Annotated in this window: 3 protein-coding genes; all 3 read left to right on the forward strand. The window is 62.5% G+C overall.

Annotated features, from left to right (window positions below; genetic code table 11):
- Window positions 1–20 precede the first annotated feature (20 nt).
- A complete protein-coding gene (gene gcvT, locus GOX61_RS22270; protein WP_155134191.1) occupies window positions 21–1,115 on the forward strand; it encodes a glycine cleavage system aminomethyltransferase GcvT in 1,095 nt (364 codons plus the stop codon).
- Between the two features lie 18 nt (window positions 1,116–1,133).
- The gene (gene gcvH, locus GOX61_RS22275; RefSeq protein ID WP_155134194.1) at window positions 1,134–1,499 is read left to right on the forward strand and encodes a glycine cleavage system protein GcvH; all 366 of its coding nucleotides are present in this window, start codon (window positions 1,134–1,136) and stop codon (window positions 1,497–1,499) included.
- Window positions 1,500–1,623: 124 nt separating this feature from the next.
- On the forward strand, window positions 1,624–4,479 hold the full coding sequence (gene gcvP, locus GOX61_RS22280; RefSeq protein ID WP_170337267.1) for an aminomethyl-transferring glycine dehydrogenase: 2,856 nt from the start codon (window positions 1,624–1,626) through the stop codon (window positions 4,477–4,479).
- Window positions 4,480–4,482: the final 3 nt, after the last annotated feature.

Here is a 4,482-nt window from a genome sequence, read left to right on the forward strand (position 1 = left end):
CTAAATGAGAGGTTTATGAGATGCCTGGTTTGAACCGCACGCCGTTGTATGACTTGCACGTTGAGTTGGGTGGTAAGATAGTTGATTTTGCTGGTTGGGAGATGCCTGTTCAGTATCCTTTGGGGATCATGGGGGAGCATAAGCAGTGTCGTGAGAAGGCGGCGTTGTTTGATGTGTCTCACATGGGTCAGGTGATCCTTCGGGGCGAGAATGTGGGTGAGAAGCTGGAAGCTTTGTGCCCGCAGGCCTATGCGACCCTGAAGGAAGGCAAGGCGCGGTACGGGTTCTTTACGAACGCGGAAGGCGGGATCATGGATGACCTGATCGTGTCGAACGCGGGGGATCATTACTTTGTGGTGGTGAATGCGGCGCTGCGCCATCAGGATATTCCGCATATGCGTGACAACCTTGAAGGCGTCGAAGTGACCGAGATCTTCGACCGCGCGCTGGTGGCCGTACAGGGCCCTGCGGCGGAAAACGTGGTGGGTGAGCTGTGCCCCGCGGCCCGCGATCTGAAGTTCATGGAAACCACCCTGGCCGATATCAACGGCGTCGAATGCCGCATCTCGCGCCTGGGCTATACCGGCGAGGATGGCTACGAGATCTCGATCCCCGAGGACAAGGCGATCGAGATCAGCAAGGCCTTCCTGGCGCATGAGGATTGCGAACCGGCGGGCTTGGGCGCGCGTGACAGCCTGCGGCTGGAGGCGGGTCTGTGCCTTTATGGCAATGACATTGACCAGAGCACCTCGCCAATTGAGGCATCCTTGGGCTGGGCGATCCAGAAGCGCCGCAAGGAAGAGGGCGGTTTCCCGGGGGCGGCCCGCGTTCAGAAGGAACTGGCCGAAGGGGCCGCGCGCAAGCTGGTGGGCATCAAGCCCGAAGGTCGTGCACCTGCCCGTCAGGGCGTGGAAGTGCAATGCCTTGAGGGCAACAGCATCGGTCAGATCACCTCAGGCAGCTTTGGCCCCACGGTCGGTGGCCCTGTTGCAATGGGCTATGTATCCGCGGGCCATGGCGAGCCGGGCGAGAAGGTGAACCTGATCATCCGGGGCAAGGCGCAACCGGCCGAGATCGTGGCGCTGCCCTTCGTCAAACAGAATTACAAGCGTTGAAGTCAGGAGAGAGAAGACATGGCAACCTATTATTCCGAAGAGCATGAATGGCTGACCGTCGAAGGGGACACGGCCACTCTGGGCATCACCAAACATGCCGCCGAGCAGCTGGGTGAAGTGGTGTTCGTCGAGCAGCAGGAAGCTGGCGACGAGTTCGAAAAGGGCGGTGAGATCGGCGTGATCGAATCCGTCAAGGCCGCGTCCGAGCTGTATGCCCCGGTCGATGGCGAGATCGTCGAGGTGAACGAGGCGCTGGCCGACAATCCCGGCGCGCTGAACGAAGACCCCGAGGGTGAGGCCTGGATCTACAAGGTCAAGATCAGCGACGCATCGCAGCTGGAAGATCTGATGGATCTGGACGGCTACAAGGCCCTGATCGGCTAAGCCCGTACCGGAGCCCCGGTTTGGGGCTCCGCATGTTCGGGCCGGCCCTTGTCCGGCCCTCTCCCTACTACCGGAGGCTGTCGCAGTCTCCGCCCGACCTGACCTATTCGACAGGAGCGCTGCAATGGCCTTCAAACTGACCGACTACGAAGCCTATGACTTTGCCAATCGCCGCCACATCGGCCCGTCGCCCACCGAGATGCGCGACATGCTCAAGGTGATCGGCTTCAAGACGCTGGACCAGCTGATCGACGCCACCGTCCCGCCCGCGATCCGGCAGAAGGAACCGCTGGACTGGGGTCCGGCCATGACCGAACGCGATGCGCTGTTCTACATGAAAGAGGTGGCGAGCAAGAACAAGGTTCTGACCTCGCTGATCGGTCAGGGCTATTACGGCACCACCACGCCGGCGCCGATCCTGCGCAACATCCTGGAAAACCCGGCCTGGTACACCGCCTATACGCCCTATCAGCCCGAGATTAGCCAGGGCCGTCTTGAGGCGCTCTTGAACTTCCAGACCATGGTCAGCGATCTGACCGGGCTGGACGTGGCCAACGCCTCGCTGCTGGACGAAGCCACTGCGGCGGCCGAAGCGATGGCGATGGCCAAGCGCGGCGGCCGGTCCAAGGCCAACAACGCGGCCTTCTTCGTGGACAAGAACTGCCACCCGCAGACCATCGCGGTCATCAAAACGCGGGCTGAGCCTCTGGGCATCGACGTGCAGGTGGCCGATCCCGACCAACTGGACGCGGGCGCCGTCTTTGGCGCGATCTTCCAGTACCCGGGCACCCATGGTCACGTGCGCGACTTCACATCGGAAATCGCGGCCCTGCACGAACACAAAGCCATCGCCATCGTCGCCGCCGACATCCTGTCGCTGGCGCTGCTGAAGTCACCGGGTGAGATGGGCGCGGATATCGCCATCGGCTCGACCCAGCGCTTTGGCGTGCCGATGGGCTATGGCGGCCCGCACGCTGCTTACATGGCGACCACCGACAAGCTGAAGCGGGCGATGCCCGGCCGGATCATCGGTGTCAGCATCGACAGCCGCGGCAACAAGGCCTACCGCCTGGCACTGCAGACCCGCGAGCAGCACATCCGCCGCGAGAAAGCCAACTCGAACGTCTGCACCGCGCAGGCGCTGCTGGCGGTGATCGCCTCGATGTATGCTGTGTATCACGGCCCCGACGGCATCAAGGCCATCGCGCAATCGGTGCACCGCAAGACCTCGCGCCTGGCCGCGGGTCTGGAAGAGGCGGGCTTCTCGGTCGAGCCGGAAGTGTTCTTCGACACCATCACGGTTGAGGTCGGCCATCTGCAGAATGTCGTCATGGAGGCCGCCGTGGCCCGTGGCGTCAACCTGCGCAAGGTTGGCGAGACCAAGGTCGGCATCAGTCTGGATGAACAGACCCGGCCCGAGACCATCGAGGCCGTCTGGGGTGCCTTCGGCATCGACCGCAAGGATGACAGCTCGAACAAGCAGTACCGCCTGCCGGATTATGCGCTGCGCGAGACGCCTTATCTGACCCACCCGATCTTCCACAAGAACCGGGCCGAGGCCGAGATGACCCGCTATATGCGCCGTCTGGCCGACCGCGACCTGGCGCTGGATCGGGCGATGATCCCTCTGGGCTCGTGCACCATGAAGCTGAACGCCACGATCGAGATGATCCCGGTCACCTGGCCCGAGTTCGGCAATCTGCACCCGTTCTGCCCCGAAGATCAGGCGCAGGGCTATCTTGAGATGATTGCCGATCTGAACGACAAGCTGTGCCAGATCACCGGTTATGACGCGATCAGCCAGCAGCCCAACTCGGGCGCGCAGGGTGAATACGCAGGCCTGCTGACCATCCGCAACTATCACTTCGCCCGCGGCGAAGGGCACCGCAATGTCTGCCTGATCCCGACCTCGGCACATGGCACCAACCCGGCCTCGGCCCAGATGGTGGGCTGGCAGGTTGTACCGGTGCAGGCGGACGAGAATGGCAACATTGATCTGAATGATTTCCGCGCCAAGGCGGAAAAGCACTCGGATCATCTGGCCGCCTGCATGATCACCTATCCGTCCACCCATGGCGTGTTCGAGACCACCGTGCAGGAGGTCTGCCAGATCACCCATGATCATGGCGGTCAGGTCTATATCGACGGCGCCAACATGAACGCCATGGTTGGTCTCTCGCGTCCGGGTGACATTGGCGGCGACGTCAGCCACCTGAACCTGCACAAAACCTTCTGCATCCCGCATGGCGGTGGCGGCCCCGGCATGGGTCCAATCGGCGTCAAGGCGCATCTGGAGGAACACCTGCCCGGCCACCCGGAATACGGCACCGCCGTGGGTCCGGTCTCGGCGGCGCCCTTCGGTTCACCCTCGATCCTTCCTGTCTCATGGGCCTATGTGCTGCTGATGGGCGGTGCGGGTCTGACCCAGGCGACCAAGGTGGCGATCCTGAACGCCAACTACATCGCGGCACGTCTGCAGGATGCTTATCCGATCCTCTACACCTCCGAGACAGGTCGTGTGGCGCATGAATGCATCCTCGACACCCGTCCGCTGGCGGATGAGGGCAATGTGAGTGTGGACGACGTGGCCAAGCGTCTGGTCGACAGCGGCTTCCACGCCCCGACCATGTCCTGGCCGGTGGCCGGCACTCTGATGGTGGAGCCCACAGAATCGGAACCCAAGGACGAGCTGGACCGCTTCTGCGACGCCATGCTCTCAATCCGCTCCGAGGCGCAGGATATCATCGACGGCAAGATCGACGCGGAAAACAACCCGCTGAAAAACGCCCCCCACACGGTGCGCGATCTGGTCGGCGACTGGGACCGCCCCTACACCCGCGAACAGGCCTGCTTCCCTCCGGGCTCCATGGGCGTCGACAAATACTGGTCCCCCGTCAACCGCGTCGACAACGCATACGGCGACAGAAACCTAATCTGCACATGCCCGCCCATGTCAGAATACGAAGAAGCCGCTGAGTAATAG

It is taken from the genome of Ruegeria arenilitoris (genome assembly GCF_013030265.1).
Classification (GTDB): Bacteria; Pseudomonadota; Alphaproteobacteria; order Rhodobacterales; family Rhodobacteraceae; genus Ruegeria; species Ruegeria arenilitoris_E.

Excerpts from the sequence above, each read along its gene's own strand:
- gcvT (WP_155134191.1), top strand. The coding sequence starts at position 21 with ATGCCTGGTTTGAACCGCACGCCGTTGTATGACTTGCACGTTGAGTTG.
- gcvH (WP_155134194.1), top strand. The coding sequence starts at position 1,134 with ATGGCAACCTATTATTCCGAAGAGCATGAATGGCTGACCGTCGAAGGG.
- gcvP (WP_170337267.1), top strand. The coding sequence starts at position 1,624 with ATGGCCTTCAAACTGACCGACTACGAAGCCTATGACTTTGCCAATCGC.